26 protein-coding genes and 2 pseudogenes are annotated in these 25,448 nt (G+C 65.2%); 12 read left to right on the forward strand and 16 right to left on the reverse strand.

Features of this window, described 5'->3' with window-relative positions; translation table 11 throughout:
- Positions 1 to 3: 3 nt before the first annotated feature.
- Entirely contained in the window at positions 4 to 1,188 is a 1,185-nt protein-coding gene (locus OKW52_RS02675; protein ID WP_264504343.1) for an alpha/beta hydrolase, read from the reverse strand.
- Between the two features lie 117 nt (positions 1,189 to 1,305).
- Here OKW52_RS02675 and ilvA point away from each other — a divergent pair, with 117 nt between their 5' ends.
- A complete protein-coding gene (ilvA, locus tag OKW52_RS02680; protein WP_264504344.1) occupies positions 1,306 to 2,553 on the forward strand; it encodes a threonine ammonia-lyase IlvA in 1,248 nt (415 codons plus the stop codon).
- A 5-nt stretch (positions 2,554 to 2,558) separates the two neighbouring features.
- Here the strand turns inward: ilvA and OKW52_RS02685 are convergent, their stop codons facing one another.
- Positions 2,559 to 2,885, reverse strand: a complete 327-nt coding sequence (locus OKW52_RS02685) for an Hpt domain-containing protein (protein ID WP_264504345.1) — start codon at positions 2,883 to 2,885, stop codon at positions 2,559 to 2,561.
- Between the two features lie 233 nt (positions 2,886 to 3,118).
- On the opposite strand from OKW52_RS02685, the gene OKW52_RS02690 reads away from it, so the two are divergent.
- Complete coding sequence (locus OKW52_RS02690) at positions 3,119 to 4,315, forward strand: PP2C family protein-serine/threonine phosphatase (RefSeq protein ID WP_319800445.1); 1,197 nt, start codon at positions 3,119 to 3,121, stop codon at positions 4,313 to 4,315.
- Between the two features lie 6 nt (positions 4,316 to 4,321).
- Here OKW52_RS02690 and OKW52_RS02695 read toward each other — a convergent pair whose 3' ends face one another.
- From OKW52_RS02695 to hslO, 8 genes and pseudogenes are all read right to left on the reverse strand, one after another.
- Positions 4,322 to 5,095, reverse strand: a complete 774-nt coding sequence (locus OKW52_RS02695; protein WP_264504346.1) for an ion transporter — start codon at positions 5,093 to 5,095, stop codon at positions 4,322 to 4,324.
- Between the two features lie 16 nt (positions 5,096 to 5,111).
- Entirely contained in the window at positions 5,112 to 6,329 is a 1,218-nt protein-coding gene (locus tag OKW52_RS02700) for a class I SAM-dependent RNA methyltransferase (RefSeq protein ID WP_264504347.1), read from the reverse strand.
- Complete coding sequence (locus OKW52_RS02705) at positions 6,326 to 6,748, reverse strand: VOC family protein (RefSeq protein ID WP_264504348.1); 423 nt, start codon at positions 6,746 to 6,748, stop codon at positions 6,326 to 6,328. The genes OKW52_RS02700 and OKW52_RS02705 overlap by 4 nt, the downstream gene beginning before the upstream one ends.
- Positions 6,748 to 8,583 (reverse strand): ABC transporter ATP-binding protein, encoded by a 1,836-nt coding sequence (locus OKW52_RS02710; protein ID WP_264504349.1) that lies wholly within the window; start codon positions 8,581 to 8,583, stop codon positions 6,748 to 6,750. Before OKW52_RS02710 ends, OKW52_RS02705 begins: the two co-directional genes overlap by 1 nt.
- A gap of 93 nt (positions 8,584 to 8,676) precedes the next feature.
- Positions 8,677 to 10,512 carry an ABC transporter ATP-binding protein gene (locus OKW52_RS02715; RefSeq protein WP_264504350.1) on the reverse strand — a complete coding sequence of 612 codons (1,836 nt, stop codon included), beginning with the start codon at positions 10,510 to 10,512 and terminating at the stop codon, positions 8,677 to 8,679.
- Between the two features lie 48 nt (positions 10,513 to 10,560).
- On the reverse strand, positions 10,561 to 11,712 hold the full coding sequence (locus tag OKW52_RS02720) for a CCA tRNA nucleotidyltransferase (RefSeq protein ID WP_264504351.1): 1,152 nt from the start codon (positions 11,710 to 11,712) through the stop codon (positions 10,561 to 10,563).
- Positions 11,709 to 12,305, reverse strand: coding sequence for a CoA pyrophosphatase (locus OKW52_RS02725; protein WP_264504352.1), 597 nt, complete (start codon positions 12,303 to 12,305; stop codon positions 11,709 to 11,711). The genes OKW52_RS02720 and OKW52_RS02725 overlap by 4 nt, the downstream gene beginning before the upstream one ends.
- Positions 12,292 to 13,283 (reverse strand): annotated as a pseudogene (gene hslO / locus OKW52_RS02730) (Hsp33 family molecular chaperone HslO). Before hslO ends, OKW52_RS02725 begins: the two are co-directional and overlap by 14 nt.
- Before the next feature lie 124 nt (positions 13,284 to 13,407).
- Between hslO and OKW52_RS02735 the strand changes: the two are divergent.
- Together OKW52_RS02735 and OKW52_RS02740 are read left to right on the forward strand one after the other, a co-directional pair.
- Positions 13,408 to 13,845, forward strand: coding sequence for an NUDIX hydrolase (locus OKW52_RS02735; RefSeq protein ID WP_264504353.1), 438 nt, complete (start codon positions 13,408 to 13,410; stop codon positions 13,843 to 13,845).
- Positions 13,842 to 14,324 (forward strand): L,D-transpeptidase family protein, encoded by a 483-nt coding sequence (locus OKW52_RS02740; protein WP_264504354.1) that lies wholly within the window; start codon positions 13,842 to 13,844, stop codon positions 14,322 to 14,324. The genes OKW52_RS02735 and OKW52_RS02740 overlap by 4 nt, the downstream gene beginning before the upstream one ends.
- A 3-nt stretch (positions 14,325 to 14,327) precedes the next feature.
- On the opposite strand, the gene OKW52_RS02745 is transcribed toward OKW52_RS02740, so the two are convergent.
- A complete protein-coding gene (locus OKW52_RS02745) occupies positions 14,328 to 14,921 on the reverse strand; it encodes a CAP domain-containing protein (protein ID WP_319800446.1) in 594 nt (197 codons plus the stop codon).
- Positions 14,922 to 15,072: 151 nt separating this feature from the next.
- On the opposite strand from OKW52_RS02745, the gene OKW52_RS02750 reads away from it, so the two are divergent.
- Together OKW52_RS02750 and OKW52_RS02755 are read left to right on the forward strand one after the other, a co-directional pair.
- Complete coding sequence (locus OKW52_RS02750; protein WP_264504355.1) at positions 15,073 to 15,696, forward strand: L,D-transpeptidase family protein; 624 nt, start codon at positions 15,073 to 15,075, stop codon at positions 15,694 to 15,696.
- A 148-nt stretch (positions 15,697 to 15,844) separates the two neighbouring features.
- A complete protein-coding gene (locus OKW52_RS02755) occupies positions 15,845 to 16,021 on the forward strand; it encodes a hypothetical protein (protein WP_264504356.1) in 177 nt (58 codons plus the stop codon).
- Between the two features lie 129 nt (positions 16,022 to 16,150).
- Here the strand turns inward: OKW52_RS02755 and hemH are convergent, their stop codons facing one another.
- The gene (hemH, locus tag OKW52_RS02760) at positions 16,151 to 17,209 is read right to left on the reverse strand and encodes a ferrochelatase (RefSeq protein WP_264504357.1); all 1,059 of its coding nucleotides are present in this window, start codon (positions 17,207 to 17,209) and stop codon (positions 16,151 to 16,153) included.
- Between the two features lie 65 nt (positions 17,210 to 17,274).
- Complete coding sequence (locus tag OKW52_RS02765; protein WP_264507638.1) at positions 17,275 to 18,111, reverse strand: methyltransferase domain-containing protein; 837 nt, start codon at positions 18,109 to 18,111, stop codon at positions 17,275 to 17,277.
- Between the two features lie 63 nt (positions 18,112 to 18,174).
- Here OKW52_RS02765 and OKW52_RS02770 point away from each other — a divergent pair, with 63 nt between their 5' ends.
- The 4 genes from OKW52_RS02770 to OKW52_RS02785 all read left to right on the forward strand — a co-directional run bounded on the left by OKW52_RS02770 (position 18,175) and on the right by OKW52_RS02785 (position 20,519).
- Positions 18,175 to 18,894: a ComF family protein gene (locus OKW52_RS02770; RefSeq protein ID WP_264504358.1), complete on the forward strand. Its 720-nt coding sequence runs from the start codon at positions 18,175 to 18,177 to the stop codon at positions 18,892 to 18,894.
- Positions 18,895 to 18,968: 74 nt separating this feature from the next.
- Complete coding sequence (gene grxC / locus OKW52_RS02775; RefSeq protein ID WP_127106321.1) at positions 18,969 to 19,232, forward strand: glutaredoxin 3; 264 nt, start codon at positions 18,969 to 18,971, stop codon at positions 19,230 to 19,232.
- A gap of 4 nt (positions 19,233 to 19,236) precedes the next feature.
- Positions 19,237 to 20,082 (forward strand): carbon-nitrogen hydrolase family protein, encoded by an 846-nt coding sequence (locus tag OKW52_RS02780; protein ID WP_264504359.1) that lies wholly within the window; start codon positions 19,237 to 19,239, stop codon positions 20,080 to 20,082.
- Positions 20,083 to 20,126: 44 nt separating this feature from the next.
- Positions 20,127 to 20,519, forward strand: a complete 393-nt coding sequence (locus OKW52_RS02785; RefSeq protein ID WP_264507639.1) for a MarR family winged helix-turn-helix transcriptional regulator — start codon at positions 20,127 to 20,129, stop codon at positions 20,517 to 20,519.
- Positions 20,520 to 20,628: 109 nt separating this feature from the next.
- On the opposite strand, the pseudogene OKW52_RS02790 reads toward OKW52_RS02785, so the two are convergent.
- Positions 20,629 to 21,187, reverse strand: a pseudogene (locus OKW52_RS02790) (ActR/PrrA/RegA family redox response regulator transcription factor).
- 85 nt (positions 21,188 to 21,272) lie between these two features.
- Positions 21,273 to 21,893, reverse strand: coding sequence for an SCO family protein (locus OKW52_RS02795; protein WP_264504360.1), 621 nt, complete (start codon positions 21,891 to 21,893; stop codon positions 21,273 to 21,275).
- A 90-nt stretch (positions 21,894 to 21,983) separates the two neighbouring features.
- Here OKW52_RS02795 and regB point away from each other — a divergent pair, with 90 nt between their 5' ends.
- Positions 21,984 to 23,372, forward strand: a complete 1,389-nt coding sequence (gene regB, locus OKW52_RS02800; protein ID WP_264504361.1) for a sensor histidine kinase RegB — start codon at positions 21,984 to 21,986, stop codon at positions 23,370 to 23,372.
- A 124-nt stretch (positions 23,373 to 23,496) separates the two neighbouring features.
- Positions 23,497 to 25,065: a PAS-domain containing protein gene (locus OKW52_RS02805; RefSeq protein ID WP_264504362.1), complete on the forward strand. Its 1,569-nt coding sequence runs from the start codon at positions 23,497 to 23,499 to the stop codon at positions 25,063 to 25,065.
- 51 nt (positions 25,066 to 25,116) lie between these two features.
- Here the strand turns inward: OKW52_RS02805 and trxA are convergent, their stop codons facing one another.
- Complete coding sequence (gene trxA / locus OKW52_RS02810; RefSeq protein WP_127106333.1) at positions 25,117 to 25,437, reverse strand: thioredoxin; 321 nt, start codon at positions 25,435 to 25,437, stop codon at positions 25,117 to 25,119.
- Positions 25,438 to 25,448: the final 11 nt, after the last annotated feature.

Here is a 25,448-nt window from a genome sequence, read left to right on the forward strand (position 1 = left end):
GCGTCAGCGCGACGAACCGTCCGACTCGGCCAGCGTCTCGTCGCCGGTCACCAGCCGCCGCATCCACCACGGCAAGACTGCACGGCCTCCGCGCCGGGTGTCGCCGCTCAATGGGTTCAGGATGATCTCGGTGGTGTTCTGCAAGGTCAGGATCGTTGCCGGCAGCAGCGGAACCGAACCCGACGTTTCCTGCCCCAGCGCCAGATTGAACGCGTTCATCTGCGCAAAGAGCCCGATCAGCGCAGGCGACGACCCGGCGGTGAAATGGCCCGCCCCGGTGCCGAAGGCGCTGACATCGACCAAGGTGACCCCCAGACCGGCCACGTCCTCGGCGTTTGACAGGTTGCCCAGCCGCGACCGTTCGCCGGTCAGGCTGGCGGACAGGGTCAGGACCCGATCGCGCTGCGAGGTGACGATCATGAAGGTCTCGGGCAACGGACCGATCGCGCGGACCTGCTGGCGGAACAGCGCCACGTCGATATCGGGCGAAATCAGGATCACCCCGCCGATTGCCGCCATCGCCGGATCGCGGGTCAGGGCCAGCTGGCGCAGCACCTCCATCGTCAGATGGGCGCCCATGGAATGGCCGATCAGAATGATGCGGCGTGGCCCTGCGGCACGCACCTGATGCAGCATGTCGATCAACCCGTCGCGCGCAAACAGCGCGCTGTCGCGGTCATGCGCATAGGCCAGCGGAGCGCCCAGCGACGGCCACGAATAATGCAGCATCACCCCTGGAATGTGCAGATCGTAGTCCAGCTGCGCGGTGCGATAGACGCCTTCGATAAAGGCGGTGTTGAAGCCATGCACGAACACCACGGCCTCGCGTTGGGCCGACGGCTGCTGGGCCAGCTCGGTCCGCAGGGCGCGGACGAAACCGGGGGTGTTCAGGGCCTCGGTCCCGGCCAGCATGAAGTGGCGCAGCGGATCAGCCTGCGACCGTGGGCGTTGACGCGGGATCGCACCGGGTTCACGGTCCGGCGGAATGGACACCACATATCGCCCATAGGTCACCTCGGGCGAGCGGCTCCAGCCCGGCACCGGCTGCGTCGGGTCCGCCCCGCGCGTGGTGCCGACCAGCACATCTTGCCTGACGGTCCCTTCGGCCGGGCCTTGCACAAAGTCCACCTCTTCGCGCACGGCGCAGGCGGCAAGCAGCGTCAGGGATGCGAAAAGAAACAGGCGCATGGGGTATCGGTCCGGCTGGGGTGCACCGCTTTGATACACGAGCCCTGTAACAAGGTCATGGGGGCTCTGCGCAGAATGTCCTTTGCCCGTGGCTGCGTTGCGCAGTAGAGGGAGAGCATGCGCGATATCCTCACCCCTGCCCGCACCGCCGCTGCCGAACTGCGCCGCCTGTTTGAACCGACGCCGCTGCAACGCAATGACCATCTGTCCAACCGCTTTGGGGCCGATATCTGGCTCAAGCGCGAGGATCTGACGCCGGTACGCAGCTACAAGATCCGCGGGGCGTTCAACGCCATGCGGCGGGTGCTGGACGCGACACCGGATCAGGACACTTTCGTGTGCGCCAGTGCCGGCAACCACGCGCAGGGCGTGGCCTTCGCCTGCCGCCACTTCAGCCGCAAAGGCGTGATCTACATGCCGGTCACCACGCCCCGGCAGAAGATCGACAAGACGCGGATCTTCGGCGGCGATTTCGTCGAGATCCGGCTGACCGGCGATTATTTCGATCAGGCACTCTCGGCCGCGCAGGCGTTCTGCTCTGAGGCGGGCGCGCATTTCCTGTCGCCCTTCGATGACGAAGACGTGATCGAGGGTCAGGCCAGTGTCGGCGTCGAGATTGTCGAGCAACTGGGCCGGATGCCCGACATGATCATCCTGCCGGTGGGCGGCGGCGGACTGTCGTCAGGTGTGAAGCGGTTCTTCGAGGGGCTGGGCGCACAGGTCGCCTTTCGCTATGTCGAGCCGCTGGGCGGCGCGAGCCTGACCGCCGCGCTGCAAGCAGGCACGCCAGTGACGCTGCCCAAGGTCGACAGCTTCGTGGACGGCGCTGCCGTCGCCCGCATCGGCGCCCGCCCGTTCGAGGCGCTGGCCGACGTGGACCCGGCGCATGTGCTGCTGGCCCCCGAGGATCGCATCTGCATCACCATGCTGGAGATGCTCAACGTCGAAGGGATCGTGCTGGAACCGGCGGGCGCGCTGTCGGTCGATGTGCTGCCCGACCTTGCCGATCAGATCGCGGGCAAGACGGTGGTCTGCCTGACCTCGGGCGGGAATTTTGATTTCGAGCGCCTGCCCGAGGTCAAGGAACGCGCCATGCGCTTTGCCGGGCACAAGAAATACTTCATCCTGCGCCTGCCGCAGCGCCCCGGCGCGCTGCGAGATTTCCTTGAGATTCTGGGCCCTGACGACGATATCGCCCGGTTCGAATACCTCAAGAAATCGGCACGGAACTTTGGCTCGGTGTTGATCGGCGTCGAAACGACGCGCGCCGACAACATCACGGCGCTTTTCGCGCGGATGGAGACGGCGGGCTTCGATTTCCGCGATGTCACCATCGACGAAGCGCTGGCGAATTTTCTGGTTTAGGCGGCTCAGGCCGCCTGACGCGACAGGCCGCTCACGAAGGCGGCGCGCGTGTCTTCAAACGACTGGATCAGCTCTGACAGCGTAACCTCGCCCCGGCGACCGGCCATCGCGCTGTCTTCCCCGCGTGCGCAGCGTTCGGCGAAATCCTGAAACCCAAGGTTCAGCGCTGCACCTTTGAGGAAATGCAGGTCTGCCGCCAGGGTTTGCAGATCGGCGTCGACATCCACACGCGCCAGCCGGTCGCTGACTTCCTGCAGAAACACCTCAACAATATCATCAAACCCATCGCCCACATCTGTGCGCAATTGGTTAACGTGTTCCCAGTCGATCATGTCGGCACCTCACTCGGATCGTTTTTAACCGCATTTTTTGTCTTCAACCTTTAAGAGAACACTAGCGCAAAATGGCAAGAAAAAACAATTGCCGGTTTGAGCAGTTGTTAACCTTCTAGGCGGAAAAACTGGAGAACTGTTCTCAAAGGTGTCCCGTGCCCGCCTTCGCCCCAACATCTGACACGCTGCCGATACCGGCGGTTTCCGACCAGGCGATTCAGCATGTTCTGATCGTGGATGACTCACGCGGGCAGCGTATGGTGGTTGAGGCCGGGCTGCGCGGACGCGGGTTTACCGTGCACCACGCTGCCTCGGGACAAGAGGCGCTGGCACTTTGTGCTGAATTGCCGATTGATCTGGTCCTGTCCGACTGGATCATGCCCGGCATCACCGGGATCGAGTTTTGCCGCGCCCTGCGGGCGACGCCGATGGATCGCTACGTCTATTTCATCCTGCTCACCTCAAAATCCGACAAGACGGCCGTCACCGAAGGGCTGGATGTCGGGGCCGATGATTTTCTGGCCAAGCCCGTCGATCCGGGCGAATTGCGCGCGCGGATCAACGCCGGGGAACGCGTGCTGGCGATGGAACGCACCCTGCGCGGCAACAACGCCCTGCTCAGCGACACGCTGCACAAGCTGCGCGCGCTGTATGACTCTCTCGACCGCGACCTGATCGAGGCGCGGAATCTGCAACAATCCTTGCTGCGCGAGCGCGATCATCAGTATGACACCGGCCAGATCAGCCTGATCCTGCGGCCCTCGGGGCATGTCGGCGGCGACATGGTCGGGTTTTTCGACATCTCGCCGGGGGTCGTCGGGCTTTATGCCTTTGACGTGTCGGGGCATGGCGTGACCTCGGCCCTGTTGACCGCGCGGCTGTCGGGCCTGCTGTCCGGCGCTTCGCCCGATCACAACATCGCCATCACCATGGGCCCCGACGGCCCCATCGGCCGCCCGCCGACGGATGTGGCGGATGCGATCAACAGGCTCATGCTGTCCGAAATCCAGACCGAGCGCTACGTGACGCTGATCTATGCCATCATCGACCGCCGCTCAGGTCTGGTACGCATGGTACAGGCCGGGCATCCCCACCCGATCATCCAGCATCAAGACGGCAGTTGCACACAGCTGGGCCACGGCGGCATGCCCGTCGGCCTGCTGGGGGACGCCATCTATCATGAAGTACAGGCAAAGCTGATGCCCGGCGAGCGGCTGCTGCTGATTTCGGACGGCGTCACCGAATGCCCCAATGCGCGCGGCGATGAGCTGGGCCAAGAGGGTCTTGAGGAAACGCTGCGCGACCTTGCCGCGCTCAGGGGCAATGCCTTGCTCAACGCCCTGATGTGGGATCTGGCCCGCTGGCACGGGTCCGAGGATTTCCCTGACGATGTCAGCTGCGCGCTGTTTGAATACATCGACCCCGGCTGAGGCCCCTTACTCGTTGCGCTGCAGCCGCTCTTCGATCGCTTTCAGCCGGGCCAGCACTTCGTCCCGGTATTGATCGGTGCGGGCGTTGCTTTCCTCGTTATGCGCGTCCTGCATCGAGTTGACGATCAGACCGACCAGCAGGTTGACCACCGCAAAGGTGGTGATCAGGATGAAGGGCACAAAGAACAACCAGGCCTGCGGATGGATCTCCATCACCGGGCGCACGATGCCCATCGACCAGCTTTCCAGCGTCATCACCTGAAACAGCGTATAGGCCGAGGCCCCCAGATCGCCGAACCAGTCAGGAAAGCTGGTGCCAAACAGGTTCGTCGCCAGCACCGAGCCGATGTAAAAGATCATCCCCATCAGCAAGATGACCGACCCCATGCCGGGCAGCGCATTCACAAACCCCTCAACCACCCGGCGCAACGTCGGCGCAACCGAGATGACGCGCAACAGCCGCAAGACCCGCAGCGCCCGCAACACGCTGAGCGTCTGCGCGCCGGGGATCAGCGAGATGCCCACGATCACAAAGTCAAAGATGTTCCAGCCCGAGCGGAAAAACTGCCCGCGCAGCGCGAACAGCTTTGCAGCCAGCTCGGCCACAAAGATCGCCAGACAGAGGGAATCGAGCGCGACCACCAGCGGACCGGCCGTGGCCATGATCGCGGGCGAGGTTTCCATCCCCAGCAGGACGGCGTTGATCAGGATGACCACCAGAAGCGTGTTGCGCACGGCTGTGCGGTCCAGAAATGCCAGAATACGGTCGCGCGTTGTCATGATGCCCTGCAGGTTTTCAGGCGATATGGGGCAGCACGAAGCGCGCCGCAAGCTCCACATGCGCCGACCAGCGAAACTGATCCACCACCTGCACCCAATCCAGCCGATAGCCCGCCTGCAGCAGTGTGCGCGCGTCACGGGCGAAAGTCACCGGATTGCAGCTGACATGAGCAATCACCGGCACCTGAGCGCGCGCCAGCTCGGCAATTTGCGCCTCAGCCCCGGCGCGCGGCGGGTCGATCACAACCGCGTCAAACTTTGCCAGCTCGTCAGGCAGCAGCGGTCGGCGGAACAGATCGCGCGCCTCGGTCGTGACCCGTTTGAGTCCCGCGGCATTGCGCCAGCCGTGGTTCAGGGCGTCCAGCATCGGCGCTGACCCCTCGACCGCGTGAACCTCGGCGGTTTCGGCCAGCGGCAGCGCGAAGGTGCCGCAGCCCGCGAACAGATCGGCGACCCGTTTGGCGCTGCCGACCGCCTCAACCACCGCGGCGCGCAGGGCGCTTTCCCCCTGCGGTGTGGCTTGCAGAAACGCCCCCGGCGGCGGCGAGACGCGCGCGCGGCCCATCGCCAGCGTCGGCGGGGCTTCTTGCAGCAGCACCTCACCATTCCACGCCAGCCGCGCCAAGCCATGCGTCCCGGCGATCTGCGGCACCGCAATGCGCAGCGCGGTGTCCAGCGGCTTGCCATCCTCGACCGCCACCTCGACGCCCTCGGCGTAGCGCGTCACGGTCAGCCGCATCTCTCCCTTGCGCGAGCCGCCCTCGACCACCAGCGCCTCAAGCGCCGGGATCACGGCGATCAGCGCCGGGTCCAGCAGGGTGCAGCCGGGAATGGCCGTCACCGTGCCCGAGGCGCGCCCGTGGAACCCCACCAACGCCCCCGACTTCAGCCGCCGCCCGGTCAGCGTCGCCCGGTGGCGCGTGGCAGCGGGCGAGGTCACGGTGGGGCGGAACGCGGCCTCAAGCCCCTGCGCGGTCAGCGCCTGCCGGACCACGCCGGTCTTCCACTCCTCAACGAAATCATCACGCGCATGCTGCAGCGAGCAGCCACCGCAAGCCTTGTAATGCGCGCAGGGCGCAGCCACCCGCTGGGCCGAGGGCGTCAGGATCTTCGGTTGTGCGATGCGCCCCTCGACCACCTCGCCCGTCACCTCTTCACCCGGCAGCGCACGGGCGACGATCACGCCGGGGGCCACACCTTCGGCCCGCAGGTTCAGGCGTTCAATGGTGATCATGCGCGTACCACCGCCGGTGAAAAGGCATAGCCTTCGGGCGACAGGATCGTCGCTTCGCGCAGGCCATGCGGTTTGTCGGCAGGCTGCTCGATCACCGTCCCGCCCTGCGCTTCGGCCTGCAGAACCGCCGCGTCAGGGTCGATCCCGAACAGATAGAGCTGCACCCCCGCCCCGCGCGGCGGGTTCTCTGGCAGCAGATCATGCAGCGGATGCCGGGCAAAGGTGCCGTCCGAATGCAGCTGGATCAACACCGCCCCATGCCGCACCAGCGCAAAGTCATCCGACAGTCGATGGATGCCCAGGCCGAACACCCTGGCCAGAAACCCTGCCATCCCGCGCACATCACGGCACAGCAGGTTCACGCCCAGCCCGCTCAGGCTGCGACCGAATTCCGCCGCATCGACCGTCTCCAGATCCATCACGCCTCTTCGTCCTCATCCACGCCCAGAAAGCCGCCCGACTGCCGCGCCCAGAACCGCGCATAGCGGCCATCGCTGGCAAGCAGCGCTTCATGCGTGCCTTCCTCGACGACATGGCCCGCGTCAAGCACGATGATGCGGTCCATCTTGGCAATCGTCGACAAACGGTGCGCGATGGCCAGCACCGTCTTGCCGGTCATCACCTGCGCCAAAGCCTCCTGGATCTGCGCCTCGACCTCGCTGTCCAGCGCGCTGGTCGCCTCGTCCAGCACCAGAATCGGTGCGTCCTTCAGGAACGCCCGTGCCAGCGCGATCCGCTGCCGCTGCCCGCCCGACAAGCGCACGCCGCGCTCACCCAGCTGCGCCTCGAACCCCTCGCGGCCCGCATTGTCGCGCAACTGCGGGATGAACTCATGCGCCTCGGCGGCGCGGGCGGCGGCATGAACCTCGGCTTCGGTCGCGTCGGGGCGACCGTAGCGGATGTTGTCGCGGGCCGAGCGGTTGAACATCGCCGTGTCCTGCGTGACCATGCCGATCTGGCGGCGAAGGCTTTCTTGCGTGACGCTTTTCACGTCGATCCCGTCGATCCGAACCACGCCTTTTTCGGTGTCATAGAGCCGCAAGAGCAACGACACCAACGTCGATTTCCCCGCGCCCGAGGCCCCGACGATGCCGATCCGCTCACCGGGCCGGATCGTCAGGTTCAGCCCGTCCACACCGCCCGAGCGCCGCCCATAGGCAAAGCTCACATCGTCGAACTGGATTTCGCCCAGCACCGGCGGCATCACCGTCGCGCCCTCGGCATCGCGCAGGGCATGCGGCACGGTCAGGGTGCGCACACCGTCCTCGACCTCGCCGATATTGGCATAGATCCCCATCAGCGTGAAACTGACCCAGCCGGTCATCTGCGCCAGCCGGATTGAAACCGTCCCCGCCGCCACGATGTCGCCGGTCGTGGCCGTCCCCAGCGTCCACAGCCACAGCGTCCCGCCGACCAGCGCGACCGGCAGCACCCCGGCCACCAGCATCAGGCAAATGCGGAACGTGGCCGAGACCCGGCCATAGCCCAGCACCCGGTCGCGATAGGTGTGCATCGCGTCCAGCGCGTTGCGGTCTTCAAAGCTGGCATGGGCGAACAGCTTGACGGTGCGGATGTTGGTGATCGTATCCACCACCTGCCCCGTCACCATCGCCCGCGCCCCGGCCCGGGCCGACGCGCGCTTGCGGATATGCGGGATGAACACCCGGATCAGCGCCAGATATAGCACCGACCAGACCGCCAGCCCCAGTCCCAGCCGCCAGTCTATCGCCCCCATCAGCGCGGCGGATGCGGCCAGCGATGACAGGGCAAAGGCCACGGTGTTGATGCTCTCGCTCACCACCTCGGTCAGGGCGCGCGCGGTCTGGATCTGTTTTTGCGCGATGCGCCCGGCGAAATCATTGTCGAAAAAGCCGATGTCCTGACCCATCGTCCAGCGGTTCAGCCGCGACAGCACCAAAGGGTCGATGTTGGGCGCAATGGTCAGAAAGTTCGCCGCGCTGTTCAGGCCAAAAGCCAGCGGGCGCAAGAGCAGGAAGAACCCGGCAAAGCCCAGCAACATCAGCCAGTTGTCGGCAAAGAACGTCGCCACCTGCCCGCCCGTCGCCGCGTCGATCACCGCGCCCATCACCAGCGCCGCCAGCACCTCGGTCACGCCCCCGGCAGCCGAGATCACCGTGGCAATCCAGATCCCCTTCCACGCACCGCTCAGCGCCCAGCGCACAAAGGACCACAGCGCGCGTGGCGGCGCGCCTTCGGCAGCGCGAAACGGGTTGATCAGGGTCGAAAGTGCCATATGTGCCGCGCGAGATCCGCGCCCTTTCATCTTGCCTCAAATACGCCGGGGCGTGAGCCCGGTACGGGCGAGGGGGGCTGGCCCCCTCCCTTCCTAGTCATCGGTGCCGATGAACCCGCCAGACTGCCGCTCCCAGAACCGCGCATAAAGCCCGCCCTGCGCCAACAGTTCAGCGTGGTTGCCCTCTTCGACAACCCGCCCGTCATCCAGCACCACAATCCGGTCCATCCGCGCGATGGTCGACAGCCGGTGCGCGATGGCGATCACCGTCTTGCCCTCCATCATCCCGTAGAGCGTTTCCTGAATTGCAGCCTCGACCTCGCTGTCCAGCGCGCTGGTCGCCTCGTCCAGCACCAGCACCGGCGCGTCTTTCAGGATCACCCGCGCGATGGCAATCCCTTGGCGTTGCCCGCCCGACAGCTTCACCCCGCGTTCGCCGACGCGCACGTCATAGCCTTTGCGCCCTTCGGCATCGCCCAGCGCCTCGATGAAGTCATGCGCCTCGGCCCGCTTGGCGGCGTCGATCATCTCGGCCTCGGTCGCGTCACCCCGGCCATACAGGATATTCTCGCGCACCGAGCGGTGCAGCAGCGCGGTGTCCTGCTGGACCATGCCGATCTGCGCGCGCAGACTGTCTTGCTGGACGTGGGTGATGTCCTGCCCGTCGATCAGGATGCGCCCGCCCTCGGGGTCATAGAACCGCAAAAGCAGCTTGACGAGGGTCGATTTCCCCGCGCCTGAGCGCCCGATCACACCGATCTTTTCGCCCGGTTTGATGGTCAGCGACAGCCCCTGCAACCCGCCCGAGCCGCGCCCGTAGTGGTGGCTCACGCCGTCCAGCTCGATCTTGCCATCCGCAAAGACCAGCGGCTTGGCCCCCGGCACATCGGTCAAGCTGATCGGTTGCGCGATGGTCTCCATCCCTTCGGCCACAACGCCCATGTTGCGGAAGAACGAACTGACGGCCCACATCAGCCACCCGGTCATCGCATTCAGCCGCAACACCAGAGCCGAGGCCGCCGCGACAATCCCGACGCTGGCCGCGCCCGTGGACCACAGCCACAGGCCCCAGCCGACGACCGAGACGATCAGCAGCCCGTTCAGCGTCACCAGACACAGGTCCATGATGGTGAACAGCCGCATCTCGCGGTTGAAGGTCTGACGCGCGTTCTCGATCGCTTCGCGGGCGTGGTCGAATTCCAGCTCTTGCTGGGCAAACAGCTTGACCGAGTGGATGTTGGAATACGCATCCACCACCCGCCCGTTCACCGCGCTGCGCGCGTCCGAGGCCGCCATCGACGCAGGCCCGATCCGCTTGACCGTCCAGCGCACCAGCATCAGATACAGCGCCAGCCAGACGAGCAGCGGCAGCAGCAGCTGCACATCGGCCCCGGCCAGCAGCACCCCCGCGCCGATGATATAGGCCACGGAATAGGTGAGTGCGTCAAAGATCTGGAACACCGCCTCGCCTGCAGCGGGGGGCGTTTGCATGATCCGGTTGGCGATGCGCCCGGCAAAGTCGTTCTCGAACCAGCCGACGGATTGCCGCATCACTTGCCGGTGAGCGCGCCAGCGGATCAGCGTGCCAAAGTTCGGCAGGATCGCGTTGTTGATCAGACCCACGTCGATGGCCTGCATCACCGGCCGGATCAGCAGCAAGAACAGCGCGGCCAGCAGCAGCTCTATCCCGTGCGACTGCCAGAAGCTACCCGCTTCACTGGTGCCCATCAGATCCACCACGCGGCCCAGATACCACAAGAGCCCCGTTTCGGCGAAGGCAACCAGCATCGAAGCAATGATCGTGACGATGAAAACCTTGCGGAACGGCCGCGCGTATTCCAGCAGGAACGGCAAAAGTTTGCGCGGCGGCGTGTCGTCCTGACGATAGGCGACATACGGGTCAACGAGGGTCTCAAAAAACTTAAACACGGGCGCCGGTCCTTCACTTGTGAAGGCAATCTAGGCCGCGCGCCGGGGTTAGGCCAGACCCAGCCGGGAAAGAAGCGCCTCTTTGCCCAAGCTCAGATCGCTGGCCAGCCATTGCGCCTGCGCCTGCCGTATCGCGGTGCCCAGATCGGGGCCTTGCAGCGCGGGCATCAGGTCGGCGGGTTTGAGGGGAAACTGGGCCTCTGCCCCGCGCTTCACGTCTGCGTGCCAACCTTCCGGCGCGTGGTTTTCAAACAGCGCAGCGCGGCCCAGAACGGCATCCGCGCCCAGCGTTTCGCCAAGGGTCCAACCCAGTGCGGCAGGACTGTGCATTGACCCAAAAGCGTCTCTGATCTTGCCAAATTCGCGGGTTTCAGCCTTCGACAGGCGCAACCCGTCGGCGTCGCCGGTCAACATCGCCAGCCGCCTGAGCCACCCGCCCGGCGCCCCGTCTTCCAGATGCACAAGAACCGGAAGCAAGCGGGCGTCCGCGCCGGGCAGAACGGCGTTCAGAACCCCCGCCTGCGCCATCGCGGCGACGCTGGGTGCGGGATCGGCAGCAGCCAGCAGCTTGCGCAGCTCGGCGGTGACGCGCTCACGCGAAAGCGTCTCTAACATTGCCGAATTCGCCGCACAGGCGGCCAAAGCGTCAGGGTCCAGCCCCTGCGCGGGATCGCCATATTGCGCGTGAAAGCGAAAGAAACGCAGGACGCGCAGATAATCCTCATGAATGCGCGCCTCGGCATCGCCGACAAAGCGCAAGCGGCGCGCCAGCAGGTCCGGCAGCCCGCCCAGCGGGTCGATCACCGTGCCATCGGCCTGCGCATAAAGCGCGTTCATGGTGAAATCCCGCCGCGCCGCGTCCTGTGCCAGATCAGCGCCAAAGGACACGCGGGCGTGGCGGCCAAAGCTTTCGTCGTCGTGGCGAAAGCTGGTGACCTCGAACCCCTCACCCTGCGCGACAATCGTCACCGTGCCATGCGCAATCCCGGTCGGAACGGCACGCAAACCGGCGGTTTCGGCAAGGTTAGACACTGTTTCGGGCAAGGCGTCCGTGGCAATATCCACATCCGTCACCGGCACGCCCAACAGCGCGTTGCGCACGCAGCCGCCCACCGCCAACGCCTGATAGCCCGCGCCCGTGAGCATTCCCAGCACGGCCTGCGTGCCTGGATTGTCCAACCAGACGCCCGAGATTTTCATGCCAGCCTCGCCGCCACCGCGCGCAGCATCCGGGCCGTCGCGCCCCAGATGTAATACGGCCCCCATGGCACGGTGTAATACCCGCGCCGCTGACCCAACCAGGCGCGGCTCTGGATGGCATAGTTGCGCTCGTCCAGCAGATGCGCGAGCGGCACGAAGAACGCCTCTTCGACCTCACCCGCCTCGATCACCGGGGTGAACGGGCCGTTCACCACGCCGACGAACGGGTAGACGGTAAAGCCGGTGACCGTCTCATGCGGCGGCATCGCACCCAGAATGGTCACCTGCGCCGGGTCCAGCCCGACTTCCTCATGGGCCTCACGCAAGGCGGCGGCCTCTGGGTCGGCGTCGGTCGGATCAACCTTGCCGCCGGGAAAGGCGATCTGGCCGGGGTGGTGCTTGAGCGTCGAGGCGCGCTTGGTCAGCAACACCGCCCAGCCGCCCGGCTGCGCGACCAGAGTCATCAGCACGGCAGCGGGCCGCAGCTTCATCCCGTTGGGGCGGAACTGCGGGTTCAGGTCAAAGTCGCTGGATTGCGGGCCGTCGCCATGCAGCGCAGCCCGCATCCGGTCGATCATCTCACTTGCTGGCATCCTGGGCCTCGAAACCGACGGTCTTGGGGTCCAGTACGTAATGCGCGCTGCAGAACTGGCAGTCGGCAGTCACGGTCCCCTCATCGGTGGTCATATAGGCGATGTCCTTGGCCGAGTAGATCGACAGGGACTGACGCACTTTGTCTTCCGAACAGGTGCAGCCAAAGGCGATCGGCTGCGCATCATAGACGCGCGGCTCTTCCTCGTGGAACAGGCGCACCAGCAGATCGGTGGGCTGCACCGAGGGGCCGATCATTTCCAGCTGTTCGACCGTGTCCAAGAGGACATTGGCGCGCGTCCAGTTCTCGGCGTCGTCACCATCGACCAGATCACCCGCCGTCAGCAGCCCCCCTCGCCCGAGCCACCCTCGCCCTTGGCGAAGGGACTGGCCTTGGGCATGTGCTGCAGCATGATGCCACCGGCACGCCATGTCTCGGTCTGACCCGGCAGGGTCGAGCGGCCAAAGGCGCTGGAAAAGCGCGTCGGCAACTGCTCGGACTGCGCGAAATAGGCCTCGGCGCAGTCGGACAGCGAGTTGCCGGCAATCGGCGTGATGCCCTGATAGGGTTGCATGTCCTCACCCTGATGGATGAGAATCGCCATGTAACCCTCACCGATCTGCGGGAATCCGGGCTGATCGACCTCAAGACGTTCCGCGTCATAGCTGGCATAACCGCGAATCTGCGCGGGCGAGCCATCGGTGCCCGGCGCATAGTAATCGGTCGCGATCAGACGCGCGGCCCCTTTGCCGCGAATCTGGATCGACAGACGCCACCGCAGTTTCAGCGTCGGGCCGATCATGGCGGTCAGCAGGATCGCCTCGGCCACCAGATCTTCGATCGGGGCCGGATAATCATGCTGCGACAGGACTTTATCCAGAACGCCATCGACCCGCGCCACACGGCCACGGATATCGCTGCGGTCCAGCTGAAAGGGCAGGACGGTGTCGTCCCAGGCGATTTGCGCACCGAGGGTCATGGGTCAACCTTCACGTAAGGGGCTTGGCTTTGAGGCCGTCATATAGGAATCCATTTCTCAGGGCCAAGGGGCAAAGCTGATCTCGCCCCTTACGAGCAGGCCTTCGCAAAACAAGGGGACGGGCATGAACCCGCGCTTTGGCACCCCGCCTGAACGGGGCCGCCGCTATATCCGCAGGCCAGGGGCCTACGCCGTGCTGTGGCGCGACGGGCAGATCCTGGTGACGCATCAAGCCGCGCCGCAGCCGGAATTCCAGCTACCGGGCGGCGGGGTCGAGGCGGGCGAGTCGCCGATCCAGGCGCTGCACCGTGAGGTGTTCGAGGAAACCGGCTGGCGCATCGCCGCGCCCCGGCGTCTGGGCACGTTCCGGCGGTTCACCTTCATGCCGGAATACGACCTGTGGGCGGAAAAGCTCTGCATGATCTACCTCGCCTTCCCGGTCCGCCGCCTGTCCGCCCCGACCGAGCCGGGACACAGCGCGCATTGGCTGGACCCGCGCGAGGCGGTCGGGCTGCTGGGCAATCCCGGCGATGCGGCCTTTGTCCGGGGGTTGATCGGATGATCGCCCGGCGCAGCCTGTTGTTGCTGATGCTCGCCGCCTGCACCGGCGCGCCCCGGCGGCTGGAGTACGACGGACCCGAGGTTACCGAGATCCGCATTTCCAAAAGCGACCGCCGCATGGCGCTGTATTCCGGTGCCCAGCGCCTGCGCAGTTTTGACATCGCGCTGGGACAGAACCCGCTTGGCCACAAGCTGCAACGCGGTGATCTGCGCACGCCCGAGGGGGTCTACACCATTGACCGGCGCAACCCGAACAGCGCGTTCCATCTGTCACTGGGCATCGACTATCCCAACGCGCAGGACCGCGCGCGGGCGCAGGCCGAGGGGCGCGATCCGGGCGGGGATATCTTTATCCACGGCCACGGCACGCGGCGTCGGCAGGGGGATTGGACGGATGGCTGCGTCGCGGTCACCAACCGCCAGATCGAACAGATCTACGCGATGGTGCGCGACGGCACGCGGGTTGTGATCACAGCCTGAAAGCTACGCCCGGTTCGGCGCAGTCATAGCGATGGGTGCCTGACCTTGCCCCTGTTGCGCCGCCAGTCCCGACCCATCGTCAACGCCCGTGGTCAGCACCCACCACAGCTTGCCGTTGGCATCCTGATGCCAGGCAAAGCCCAGTTGGCGCGCCCGTGGGTCCAGAAGGATCCCGCGCGTATCAGCTTCGGTCAGCCAGGCGGTCAGGGTTTCCAGCTCGGTCTCATACGTCTCGGACAGGGTTTCGCCCAGAAAATGCCCGGTGTAGCCCACGCGCCGCACCCGGTCGATCGGCGACGAGCCGTCCGAGCCAAAGTGCCACGGCCGCCCCTGCAGGGCCATGTCGCGCGCCTGCGTCGCGGCAGCCGAGGTCAGCGCCACGTCAAACTCGACCGGGGCCAGACCCTGTTGCTGGCGCACCGTGTTGATCGCATCCCGCATCCGCGCCTGAATCTGCGGCACATCGCGTTCGGCGATCCGGTACACCACGGCGACCGGTCGTCCATCAGGGCCCAGACGCATCGGCGTGCTTGCCGTCGAGGTGCAGCCAGCGATCAGCGCAAGTGCCACGAGAGCAGGATAAACGAGGCTGGGCATAGAGTTCCTGTGAATAGGCAACGCCCTTGGGCATAGCGAAATCCCTTTAAAAGTTCAAACGCAACTCGCTGTGATGGCAAGCGGTCTCGTTGCGACTGCGGCCATTTTGTCGTATACCTTGCGCAAAAAAATAAACCTGTGAGGCCTATCGATGACCAATGACCCCTTCCGGCGGCTCAGTCGCCGTGGCTTTCTGGCTGGCTCCGCTGCTTTGGGTGGCACGCTTGCTGCCCCCGCCGTCTGGGCACAAACGGCACCGCAAACCAACGCGCTGAACAACTCCACCCAGATGGAAGCCGATCTGGAGAGCACGCCCCGCAACATCTCAAGCTTCCGCACGCTGGAATGGCGCGACTATTTCTCGAACCTGCAACGCGGCGCGATCCTTGCGGATACCGAAAGCCGCTGTGTGCATTTCTGGTCCGAGGATGGCGGCACCTACCGGCTGTACCCGTCGCCGGTTCCGATGACCGATGAGCTGACGCGCCGCGGCCGGACCGAGATCGTGCGCAAGGTTGTCGGCCCTGACTGGCGCCCCACACCGTCGATGCTTGAACGCTATCCTGACTGGCCGCCCTACGTGCCGCCCGGGCCCGACAATCCGCTTGGCACCCATGCGCTGTACCTCAGCTGGCAGTTCTACCGGATCCACGGAACCCACGACACGCGCAAGATCGGACGCCGGTCGTCGAGCGGTTGCATCGGGCTCTACAATGAACATATTGCTGAACTTTATAGCTTTACGCGCGTCGGGACACAGGTGTTGCTAATTTGACGCCATCCCTGTGCCGAGGATGAAAAGCAAAAAGTGCCCCGTTGCATTTGTGCGCGCAAACTGCTTTCAGATTAGGGACGAGGTATCGTCTTGGGTGCGCGTTCCTGTCCTCAAAAATGCAGGGCCGTGCGAATATCTGGAGATTAACATGAAGAAAATCGCTCTCGCTGGCCTTTTCGCTGTCGTCGGCACCGCTGCTCTGGCAACCGGCTATGTTGAGCCGTATGTCGAGCCGGAAGTTGTTGTGGCTCACTCGTCGTCGTCCGTCGGCGGCGTCGTGATCCCGCTGCTGCTGCTGGTTCTGGTTGCCGCTCTGGCTTCCTGATCTGCACACCGCGATCAAGTCTTAAGGGGTCAGGCATCGCTTGACCCCTTTTGCATTTCTACCGCTTCGACAAGGCCCGGCATGGTGTAACACCCCGCCGGGCCTGTCTTTATTGGCACTGCAGCGCAATCAGCCCAGCCAACCGCCCAGATTGTCCTGCGCAATCGCCGCCAACGCATCCATATGCGCCGCGTCATCGTTCAGGCAGGGGATATAGGTGAACGTCTCGCCGCCCGCGTGTTCGAATGCCTCGCGGATTTCTTCCTGGATCTCTTCCAGCGTCTCGATGCAATCAGCCGAAAACGCCGGCGCCATCACCGCGATCCGCTTGACCCCGGATTCCGCCAGTTTCGCCACATACTCAACGGTATAGGGCTTGAGCCATTCCTCGCGCCCGAACACCGACTGGAACGAGGTATGGATCGAATCACCCTCCCAGCCCAGCCGTTCGCGCAGCAAACGCGTGGTTTTCAGGCATTGGCAGTGGTACGGATCGCCCTCGAGCAAATAGCGCTTGGGCATGCCGTGATAGGACGCGATCAGCACCTCGGGCCGTTGCGGCAGCGCGGCATAGGCGCGCTCGACCGACTGCGCCAAAGCGTCGATATAGCGCGGATCGTCGAAATACGCCGCCACCGTGCGCGCCGCCGGTTGCCATTTCTGCCCCATCAGGGCGCGAAAGAACTCATCATTCGCGGTGGCCAGCGTCGCCCCGGCGTAATGCGGGTACAGCGGGAAGAACAGGATCTTCTCGCACCCCGCCTTGACCATCTTGTCCACCACGGATTCGGTCGACGGGTTGCCATAGCGCATGCAGAATTCGACCATCACCTGATCGCCATACGCCGCCTGCATCCGCTCGGTCAGCGCCGCCGTCTGGTCCTTGGTGATCGTCAACAAAGGGCTCTCGCCCTTGTCGTGGTTCCAGATGGATTTGTAATTCTTGCCCGAGCTGAAAGGCCGCCGGGTCAGAATGATCAGCTGCAGGATCGGCTGCCATTTCCACGAGGCCAGATCGACTACCCGCTTGTCCGACAGGAACTCACCCAGATACCGGCGCATCGACCAATAATCATAGTTGTCCGGCGTGCCGAGGTTGGCAATCAATACCCCGACCTTGGCCTTGGCGACAGGCGGGTGGTCAGCGGGTGCATGGGCCAGTCGGCCGCGCGCAGCTTGGTCGGTCATGGGTCGTCCTTTCCGGTGGCGTCCCACAGCTAGCGGCTGGGCAGCGCCGGTCAATCCTTGGCCCGTCAATCCCTGGGCAAACGGGGTGCGGCAAATGGTGCAGGCTCAAGCCCGGTTTCCGCCGTGCCCAGCGCATCCGCCAGCCGATGCGCCGCCGAACCGGGGCGCAGGGGCTTTTGTTGCGTCTCAGACGGCGCCCAGCCGGTCAGGAACAGCGTTTCCACCGTGACAGGCAGTCGTCCCTCGGCATCCGCGAAAACCTCGCTGTAGAGGGCCGCAGCGCGCGCCAGTACCGCGCGCCGCAGCGGCGCCTTGTGCCGCCCGGCCAGCGCGTTCACCTCGCCCATCGCCCGCAGGTCGCGCACCAGATGCAGCAGATCGCGGTACAGCACCGTCCGCGTGAACCCGTCCGCCACCGGCAGCGCAAACCCGGCGCGTTGCAGCAACGCCCCCAGATCGCGGATCTCGCCCATCGGCACCACGCGCGGCGACAGGCCGCCGGTCACGTCGGCCTCGGCCTGCGCCAGCACCGAGCGCAGCTCGTGCAGGCTTTGGCCGCCGAACATAACGCCCATGAACAACCCATCCGGTTGCAGGGCGCGCTGGCTCTGGATCAGCTGGCCCAGCGGGTCATCGGCCCAGTGCAGCGCCAGCGCATGGATCACCAGATCATGCGCGCCGGGTTTCAGATCAAGCACCTCGGTATCGGGGATGATCACCGCACCGGGCAGCCGCCCCTCCCACACTTGCGGAAAAGCTGTGATCACAGCCGGTGCCGTAAACGTTCTGTTAACCTCGGCGAGTCTCTCCTGAACCTCGTCAGCCGCGTCCGCTTGCAGGAACAGCGCGGGATCGCGCAGGGCGCGGGCGCGGAATCGGGCCAGCGCGGCGCGGTCGGTCAGGGCGGGGGAGGTGTCGCATTCATGGGCTTTGTGTTTCGCGTCCCGGCGGGTGAAGTCAAGACCATGCTGCGCGCCGCGCTCGATACGCTCTACCCGCCGCACTGCCTGACCTGCGACGCGGCGGTCACCGAACCCGGCACGCTCTGCGGCCTCTGCTGGGCCGAGACGCCCTTTGTCACCGGCCTGAGCTGCGACAAATGCAGCACCCCCCTGCCCGGCGATCCTGCCGAGGCCCCGCTCCTGTGCGACGATTGCCGCACCACCGCCCGCCCCTGGAGCCACGCCCGCGCCCCGCTGATCTACGGTGCCACCGCGCGCAAACTGGTGCTGGCGCTCAAGCATGGCGACCGGCACGACATCGCCACCCCCGCCGGGCGCTGGATGGCCCGCGTCGCGGCACCGCTGATCCGCCCCGATACGCTGATCGCCCCGGTGCCGCTGCACCGCTGGCGGCTGTTCCGGCGGCGCTTCAACCAATCCGCGCTGCTGGCGCAGGCCATGGCCTGCACGCTTGAACGCCCGCAGTGCCCCGATCTGCTGCTGCGCACCCGCGCCACCACCTCACAGGGCGGGCGCACCCGTCTGGGCCGGTTCGAGAACATGCAGGGCGCAATCGCCGCCCACCCCCGCCGCGCCGCACGCATCGCCGGACGGCATATCCTGCTGGTCGATGACGTGATGACCTCAGGGGCCACGCTGGCTGCGGCGACCGAAGCCTGTTTCGCGGCGGGCGCGGATGATGTCGATGTGATCATTCTGGCCCGCGTGTTGCGTGAGGAATGATGCGACGCCGGTGTTAACGGTTCACAACTGCCCCATAGCGCACTACATCCCTTTGAAACGCGAAAGGATGTCCCATGCCCAATCCTGTCATCGAGATCTACACCTCGCCCTTCTGCGGCTATTGCCACGCTGCCAAGCGGCTGCTGAAATCCAAGGGTGCTGCGTTCACCGAAATCGACGTCATCGCCCACCCCGATCGCAAGCCCGAAATGATCAAGCGCTCGGGCGGCGGCCGCACCGTGCCGCAGATCTTCATCGGCGAGACCCATATCGGCGGCTGTGACGACATGATGGCGCTGGACCGGCGCGGCGGGCTCGACCCGCTGTTGCAGGGCTGAGCCGATGCGCGCGGGGATCGTGCAGCTGAGCGTCGGCGACCTGCCGTCAGAGAACGTCGCTCTCGTGCGCGACGCGGTACGCGAGGCCGTCGCCGGGGGCGCAGGCTTTGTGCTGACGCCCGAGTGCACCAATTGCATCTCGGCGGACCGCAAGCACCAGCAGGGCGTCCTGACGCAGGAAGCCGACGACCCGGTGCTGGCCATGCTCCGCGACGAAGCCGCGCGCGCCGGGATCTGGCTGCTGGCCGGCTCGCTGATCCTCAAGACCGGGGATGACAGCGACCCGCGCTTTGCCAACCGCTCGCTGCTGATCGGCCCCGACGGGGCGATCACGGCGCGTTATGACAAGATCCACCTCTTCGACGTGCAGGTCTCGGAAACCGAAACCTACCGCGAATCCGCCGGCATCCGCCCCGGCGACCGCGCTGTCACCGCACAGACACCCTTCGCCACGCTGGGCATGACCATCTGCTACGACGTGCGCTTCGCCCATCTCTACCGCGCGCTGGCGAAAGCCGGGGCGCAGGTACTCACCGTCCCCGCCGCGTTCAGCCCGGTTACCGGTGCCGCGCATTGGGAAACCTTGCTGCGCGCCCGCGCCATCGAGACCGGCTGCTATGTTCTGGCCCCCGCCCAGACCGGCCAACACCCGCAAACCACCGGCCGCCAGCGCGCCACCCATGGCCACGCGCTGGCCATCGCGCCCTGGGGCGAAGTGATCGCCAACGCCGGAACCGAGCCGGGCGTGATCTTCGCCGATCTCGACATGCGCGCCGTCGACAGCGCCCGTGGCCGCGTTCCCGCCCTCAGCCACGACCGGCCCTATGCCGCGCCGGAGCCGCGCGCGTGAAGCCCGCCGACGACCTCGCGGTCCCGCTCTTTGCCGAGCTGTTCATGACCGATCAGCTGGCCCGTGCCCGGCTGTCCAAAGTGCTGCCCAAAGGGATGGAGCTGTCGCATTTCTCGGTGCTCAACCACCTCGCCCGCACCCAGGACGAGCGCACGCCGGCGCAACTGGCCAAGTCGTTCCACGTTACCCGCGGCGCGATGACCAACACTCTCTCCAAGCTCGAGGTCGCAGGACATATCCACATCCGCCCCGACTGGGACGACGCGCGGCGCAAATTCGTGTCCATCAGCCCCTCGGGCCGCGCCGCGCGCGATGCCGCCCTGCATGCCATCGCACCGATCATCGGCGCGCTGGCCCGCAAGATCGGCATCGACAAGGTGCGGGCCATCCTGCCGGTCCTGCGCGAACTGCGCTCGGAACTGGAATCCGACGACTAAAATTTTCCTAAAATTTTCCGCACCCGAACCGGGTTCATCATCTGTCCGAAAATATCCCGGGGGGTGAAGGCGCGGCACGCGCCGAGGGGGCTGGCCCCCTCACCCGGCCTCAGCGCGGACTGCGCTTGGCCAGAATGCGCTGCAGGGTCCGCCGGTGCATGCTCAGCCGCCGTGCCGTCTCGCTGACGTTGCGGTCGCATTGCTCGTAAACGCGCTGAATATGCTCCCAGCGCACACGGTCTGCCGACATCGGATCTCGTTGGCGGCTCGGGCAATACCGCGCCTTCGTGTTGCAGCAGGGCGTTGACCACTTCGTCGGCATCGGCGGGTTTCGACAGGTAATCCGTCGCGCCAATCTTCACCGCCGCCACCGCCGTGGCGATCGCGCCATAGCCGGTCAGCACCACGATCCGCGCATCGGGCCGTTTGGCGCGCAGGGCTTCCACCACGTCCAGCCCGTTCCCGTCCTCAAGCCGCAGGTCGATCACCGCGTAAGCGGGCGGGCGGGCCAGCGCCAGCGCCTTGCCTGCCGCGACCGATCCGGCCGTCTCGACGGCAAAACCGCGCCGTTCCATCGCTCGGGCAAGACGCTTGAGGAACACCTCATCGTCATCCACCAAAAGCAGCGATGGATCCTCGCCAAGATCGAGCGGGCTATCATCGGCCATGCCAAGTCCCTCGCGTTGTTGAGAACGATCTAGTCGTCATGAGAGGCGAAATCAAATCTGGATGCAAGAATCCAGATAAGGGGCGTTACGCCCGCGAGATGAAGCATTGCGCCGTTTGCGCCACTTGTTCAGCGCTCAGGTCGTGGCGGAACACCTCGACCGTGCCGTGTTCGGGCAAGACCAGATAGGTAAAGGTCGAATGGTCGACGAGGTAGAATTCGTCATCCCCGGCCTGCCGCGAGAAGAACGTGCGATAGGCCCGCGAGGCGGCGCGCACCTGCTCGTCACTGCCGGTCAGGCCGATCATGCGCGGGTGAAAGATACTGGAGAACTCGCCGGCGACGTCAGGCGTGTCGCGCTCGGGGTCGATCGAGATGAACACAGGCTGCACAACGCTGCCTTCGCCTTCCAGAATCTCGGTCGCCAGCGCGTTGCGGGCGCTGTCCAGCGGGCAGACATCGGGGCAGAAGGTGTAGCCGAAATACACCAAACTGGGCATGGTGATAACATCGGTGTCGGTCACCGTCTGCCCGGCGCTGTTGATCAGTTCGAAGGGTCCGCCAATCGACGACAGGCCACCCTGCACCGCTGCCGTCCGGCAGGGCCCAAAGGGATCGTCGCTGTCGGGCGAAAAGGCCATGTAGCCCAACACGCCCAAAAGCCCGGCGATAAATGCCGCAGCACCGATGGTATAGGTCTTGATCATGGCGTCCTCGCGTCCTTGAGAGCCGCTTGATGCCTCAGCCCGGCGCGCGTAACAAGGCGCAAACCCGTGACCGCGACACAAGGCCGCTTGATGGAAAACTCCACCCTGAGCCTGATGAACCGTGATGTGCAGGGCCATTGGGTCCGGCTGGAAACGCTGACACGCGTGCGCTGGTTGGCCGCCAGCGGGCAGGTCCTTGCACTTCTGGTCACCCGCTATCTGTTCAATCTGGACTTTGCGCTGACGCTTTGTCTGGCCGTTGTCGGCGTCTCGGCGGCATCAAACCTGTTGTCGGCCTATCTGTTCCCGCGCACCAAGCGCCTGTCCGAGACCGAGGCCCTGCTCACCCTCGCCTTCGACACCACCCAACTGGCCTTGCTGCTGTTCCTGACCGGGGGCCTCAACAACCCCTTCGCGCTGCTGCTCATCGCCCCCGTCACCATCGCCGCCACGGCGCTGCAAACCCGCTCGACGCTGATCCTTGGTGTGGGCACCGCCATTCTTGCGTCAACGCTGGCGTTTACGTTTGAACCTTTGCGCCTGCCCGATGGCGCACTGTTGCTGCTGCCTGACCTGTTCCGCTTCGGCTTCTGGGCCGCGCTGGTGATCGGGATCGCCTTTATCGGGCTCTATTCCCGCTCGATCGCCGCCGAAAAGCAAACGCTGGCCGAGGCGCTTCTGGCCACCAGCATGGCCTTGGCCCGCGAACAGAAGCTGACAGATCTGGGCGGGGTGATCGCCGCCGCCGCGCATGAACTGGGCACGCCGCTTGCCACCATCAAGCTGGTCTCGTCCGAGCTGATCAAGGCGCTGGATGACCCCGAACTGGCCGACGATGCGCGCCTGATCCGTGAACAGGCCGACCGCTGCCGCGCCATCCTGCACTCGATGGGTCAGGCTGGGAAAGACGATCTGCACCTGCGCAATGCGCCCCTGCGCGCCGTGGTCGATGAGGCCGCCGAGCCCCACGCCAAGCGCGGCAAGATCGTTGTGGTTGATTTCGCCGCCGATCACGGCCGCATGCCGGAAATCCAGCGCCGCCCCGAGATCATCCACGGTGTGCGCAATCTGGTCCAGAACGCGGTCGATTTTGCACAATCGCAGGTCTGGGTCGAAGCGACATGGACCGAGACCCACATCACCCTGCGCGTTATTGACGACGGCCCCGGCTATCCCCCGCATCTGCTGGACCTGATGGGCGAGCCTTACCTGCGCGAGAGGCGCGGCTATTCCCCGCGCAGCGACTCGCGGCCTGAATATGAGGGGATGGGTCTGGGACTGTTCATCGCCAAAACCCTGCTGGAACGCACCGGTGCCGCTGTGCGCTTTGGCAATTGCAGCGAGCACGGCGCACCATTGGGGGTTCCCGGTGAGCCCTGTGGCGCCATGGCCGAGGTTCGCTGGCCCCGCAGTGCCATCGAAAGCAACGCCCGCCGCGCACTTGGGGAAAACGCGCCGATCGGATCCGGCACGTCCTGACCCGACCCTTCCGGCGGCACGCTTTGCCGCGGGTCTTAACGCGGGCTTAACCAATCTGACCGATAGTCGGCGATCTCGGCAAAGACACGCGCGTGTCTTTGCGGACAGCAGACAGGATGGTCCCATGCCCACAACGCTAGGCTTCGCGCTGGTCCTCGTTGGAACCTCGGCCCTGACGGTTGTGGCGATACTGTTGATTGTTTCTGCCGTCCTTCCGTCGCGGTCACGCAGCGGCTCAGGCGTCGGAACGGGCAGCGATGCCGCCTTCTTGTTTGACGGCACCTCGCTGGTCGACGCCAACGCACGCGGTCACGCCTTGCTTGAATCGCTGCGCCAAAGCGACGGTCACAGCATTGACGACTGGGAACGGCTCACCCGGTTTCTCAGCGCGGATATCCCCGATCTGCCGGCCGCAATCGACACCGCGCCCCGGCAGCACCAAACCCGGCTCACCGGGATCAAAGGTTGCGCGACCGAGGTGGTGCTGGACTGGCTGGACGGTGCGCTTCGGCTTACCGTGATCGACGCCCTGTCAGACGAAGGGGCGATACTGCTCGATCGGCTCAGTTTTCGCGCCCTGCAGGATGAGCTGAACCTCTTGCGTCAGATGACCGAATCCGCGCCGCTGCTGTTGTGGCGTGAAGACGCGCAGGGGCAGGTGACCTGGGCGAACGGCGCCTATCTGAAATATCTGACTGACTCGGGCAAAGGCGTGGCTATCGCCTGGCCCCTGCCCGCCCTTTTTCCTGCCGTAACCGTCGGACCCGGCCAGCGCATTTCTCTGCCCAATCCCGATGACGACGGCCAGTCCTGGTTCGATCTGACCCGGGTAAACGGCGGTGAGAGCACGCTGGCCTATGCGCTGCCCGCCGATAACGCCCATCAGGCCGAGCGCACCAAAAGCAACTTTATCCAGACGCTGACCAAAACCTTCGCCACGCTTCCCATCGGTCTGGCCGTGTTCGATCGCGCGCGGCGGTTGCAAATGTTCAACCCCGCACTCACCGATCTGACCGGTCTGGAACCCGAATTTCTGCTGTCGCGCCCGGGGATTGAGGGTTTTCTCAACCGGATGCGCGACAAACACGTCCTGCCCGAGCCGCGCGACTATCGCAGCTGGGCTCGGCGCTTGCTTGAGATCGAAACCAGCGCGCCGGTGGGCGAATTCGAAGAAACCTGGTCATTGCCAAGCGGCCAGACCTTCCGCGTCAGCGCGTCACCCCACCCGGACGGGGCGCTGGCCTTTCTGATCGAAGACATCACCTCGGAAACCCATCACAACCGCCACGTCCGGGCCGAGATGGAAACCAGCCAATCCGTTCTCAACCAGCTGGACGAAGCAATCGCCGTCTTCTCCGCGACCGGCCAGCTGATGCTGACCAATACCGCCTTCAGCCAACTCTGGATGCTTGAAGGCGAGGAATCGCTCAACGCCGTCACGCTGCCCGAGGCGTTGGACAACTGGCGCGAGGCCGGCGACGATCCCGCGCTGTGGTCGCGCGTTGCGGCGCTCAGCCGACCGGGGCAGCATGACGGCCAGCCGGTGAGCGGGCTGATGCGCATGGCGGACGGCGAACAGCTGCGCATCGAAGCGCGGCGCACCTCTACCGGTGCGCTGATGATCTCGTTTGCCCAGATCGAGACACCCGTCAGCACCACCACCCGCGCACAAGTCCTGCACGCCAGCGTATGAAAAAACGCCGGACCCTTGGGGCCCGGCGTTCTCAATGCGCGATACCGGCGTTCAGATCGAGGCTTCGATCCAGCTTTGCAGCGCGGCTTTCGGTGCAGCACCGACCTTGTTGGCAACAACCTGGCCGTCTTTCACCAGAAACAGTGCCGGGATGCCGCGAATGCCCATCGCAGCGGTGATCTGCGGGTTCTCGTCGACGTTCACTTTGGCAATGCGCACGCGGCCGTCGAATTCAGCCGACAGCTCTTCCAGAGCCGGGCCGATCTGACGGCACGGGCCGCACCATTCGGCCCAAAAGTCGATGACAACGGGAAGCTCGCTGTTGCGCACTTCGGCTTCGAAGGTGGCGTCGGTTACGGGGAAAGTGGCCATGGGGTGTCTCC

The organism is Pararhodobacter zhoushanensis (assembly GCF_025949695.1).
GTDB classification, from domain to species: Bacteria; Pseudomonadota; Alphaproteobacteria; order Rhodobacterales; family Rhodobacteraceae; genus Pararhodobacter; species Pararhodobacter zhoushanensis_A.